A 2,830-nucleotide genomic window follows, 5' to 3' on the forward strand; every position below is an offset into this window, starting at 1 on the left:
GACACGGCGCTGCGGGAACTGTTCTCCCGGCACGCGCCGTGGCTCGCCGTGCGGCTGCGCAAGGCCTTGCCGCCAGACGACGTCGAGGACGTGCTGCAAGAGACGTTCATCGCGGTGTGGCAGAACGCGAAGACCTACCAGCCCCGGGGCGCCCCGGCGGCCTGGCTCTGGGTGATCGCGCGGAACCAGTCGGCGATGCTGCTCAGGAAGCGCGGCCAGCCGCCCGTGCCGCTGCCCGGTGAGGACACCGAGGAGACCGGGCCGAGCGCGGACCCCGCCGAGACCGTGCTCGCCAGGGCGGAGCTGGCCGCCGCGACGCAAGCGCTCAGCGGCGCTGACCGTCGCGCGGAACGCGAGGTGTGGCGGCTGCTGTACGTCGAAGACCGGCCGGTGGCGGAGGTGGCGCAGCTGACAGGCGTCCCCGAAGGCACGGTCAAGAGCCGCGCGCACCGCGCGCGCCGGCTGCTCCGCGCCGCCCTGCACGGCGCCGGCACCCATAGCGCGGAAGGAGGCACGCGATGACCGCACCGGATGACGTAGACCTTGATCGCGTCTGGACCAACGTCGCAGCCGAGGTATGGCGCCGCCACCCCGGCCGGCTGGAGCAAACCGCGGCGAAGCTCCTAAGGTCGCCCGGCCTGGCCCGCGCGCTGCTCACCACGCCGTCGCTGCTCGGCCCGTGGCTGATCGGGAGCACGCTGGTGCTCGCCATCGGCGCACTCGTCCAGCTGGGCTCGGACCAGCCGCTCGTCTGGCTCATCGCCCCGGCGGTCGCGGCGGTCGGCATCGCCTACGCCTACGGCCCCGGCATCGACCCGGCCTGGGAGCTGGCCTGCAGCTGCGCGGTCAGCGACCGGCTCGTGCTGCTGACCAGGGCCGTCGCGGTGTTCGCGGTGAACGCCATACTCGGCATGGCCGCGAGCGCCGCGACGCTCGGCACCACGGCGGGGACACACACCGCGCAGCTCACCTTCGGCTGGCTGATCCCGATGACCGCGGTCTGCACACTGACCCTGGCCGTCGCGGTCGCCGTCAGGTCGGCCGCCGTCGGCGCGGGCGCCGGGGTGGCCGCGTGGATCGTCGTCGTGCTCGGGCGCGGCGCCCTTGACAGCACCGCCAGCAGCCCCGGCCTGTCGCCGTCGCCGTCGGCCGGCACCAGCCTCGCCGGTGCTGTCACCGATCCGAACCTTTACCTGCTGTACCTGGCGGTCGCGGCCTGCTGCGCCGCGGTTGTCTACTACGTCACCCGTCCGCAAAGGGGCGCCCAGTGAACATCGAACTGTACGACATCACCCGCAGATTCGGCCGGAACGTGGCCGTCGACGGGGTGACCCTCGACGCGGGCCCGGGGGTTCTCGGCCTCCTCGGCCCGAACGGCGCCGGCAAAACCTCCCTGCTCCGCATGCTCGCCACGATCCTGCCGCCGTCGTCAGGCAAGCTCGCGCTGCTCGACAGGGATCCCGCGCAGCCGGCCGACCGCAGGGAGATCAGGCGCAGGCTCGGCTACCTCCCGCAGCAGCTCGGCTATTACCCCTCGTTCACCGTGGTCGAGTTCGTCGAGTACTTCGCGCTGCTCAAGGAGGTCCCGCCCCATCTGGTCCCGAAGGCGGTGGCCGCCGCGGTGGAGAAGGTCGACCTCGGCCAGAAGGCGAAGGCGAAGCTGCGCACCCTCTCGGGCGGCATGCTGAGGAGGGTCGGCATCGCGCAGGCGATCGTGAACGAGCCGGAACTCATGCTTTTCGACGAGCCGACCGCGGGCCTCGACCCCGAGCAGCGGGTCGCGTTCCGCGCGCTGATCCGTGACCTCGGCCAGACCGCGACCGTGGTGGTGTCCACCCACCTGGTCGAGGACGTCGGCGCGGCGTGCTCCGAGGTGGCCCTGATGTCGAACGGCAGGGTCGCGTTCCGCGGCACCCCTGAAGAGCTGACCGCTCGCGGCGAGGCCGGCCAGGGTGTCGGCGACTCCCCGCTCGAGCGCGGCTACAGCGCGATCCTCGCCGCGGCCAGGACCGCGTCATGACCGCCGTCGCCCTGTCCCGTTACCGCCCGGCCCCGGTGCTGCGGATTGAGATAAGGCGGTCCGTGGTCCTGTGGGCGGTTCCGCTGCTGGTCGCGCTCTTCTACTTTGATTCATTCCGAACGGCCGCGGGGTTCCCCCCTGTCTGGACCGTTCGCTCCTCGGTGATCACCAGCCACATGGTCGCCGACTTCGGCCCGTTCGCCGCCGGCCTCGCGGCGTGGGTGGCGTCGCGGGAGGGCCGCCGTAAGACCGGCGACCTGGTCGCGACGACCGTCCGCCCGGCCTGGGCACGGCAGGCGTCCGCGCTTGGCGCCACGTTGTTCTGGCTGATCCTCACCTTCCTGGCCGGCGTCGCGGCGGTGTATATCGACACCGCGCTGAACGCCACCTGGGGCAGCCCGCCGCTATGGCCGGTCGCGGTCGGCGTCATCGAAGTGGTCACGTTCGCGGTGATCGGGTTCACCGCCGGCGCCCTGTTCCCCGGCCGGTTCACCGCCCCGCTGGCCGCGATCGGCACGGTCCTCCTCGCCGAGAGTGGCTTCCACGCCGCGCTACAGGTGAAGCCCAACGGCAGCACCTACGGCCTCCTGTCGACGGCGACCGCGGTGCCCCTCACCGACGACGGCGTCTTCTACCGCGTCGCGCCGGATCTAGCGATCACGCAGGTCATGTTCATGGGCGGAATCACGGTCGCGCTGCTCGGCGTGCTCGCGCTGGCCCCGGTCTTCCGCCTCTCGTACCGCGGGCTCTTGTCCGCCGTCAGCCGCGTCGGGCGCTGGCTGTTCGTAGCCGGGGTCGCATTGCTGGCGG

The 2,830-nt window shown here is 72.2% G+C and carries 4 protein-coding genes; all 4 read left to right on the forward strand.

Features of this window, described 5'->3' with window-relative positions; translation table 11 throughout:
- Positions 1-522 (forward strand): RNA polymerase sigma factor (locus WA805_RS07740; protein WP_425241992.1); only part of this gene is annotated, 522 nt, incomplete at its 5' end.
- Positions 519-1,271 (forward strand): hypothetical protein, encoded by a 753-nt coding sequence (locus WA805_RS07745; protein WP_425241993.1) that lies wholly within the window; start codon positions 519-521, stop codon positions 1,269-1,271. The genes WA805_RS07740 and WA805_RS07745, both read left to right, overlap by 4 nt.
- Entirely contained in the window at positions 1,268-2,020 is a 753-nt protein-coding gene (locus WA805_RS07750; RefSeq protein WP_425241994.1) for an ABC transporter ATP-binding protein, read from the forward strand. The genes WA805_RS07745 and WA805_RS07750 overlap by 4 nt, the downstream gene beginning before the upstream one ends.
- Positions 2,017-2,830: hypothetical protein (locus WA805_RS07755; protein ID WP_425241995.1), on the forward strand; the 814-nt coding region annotated here is incomplete at its 3' end. The genes WA805_RS07750 and WA805_RS07755, both read left to right, overlap by 4 nt.

The organism is Trebonia sp. (assembly GCF_049794275.1).
Lineage (GTDB): Bacteria > Actinomycetota > Actinomycetes > Streptosporangiales > Streptosporangiaceae > Trebonia.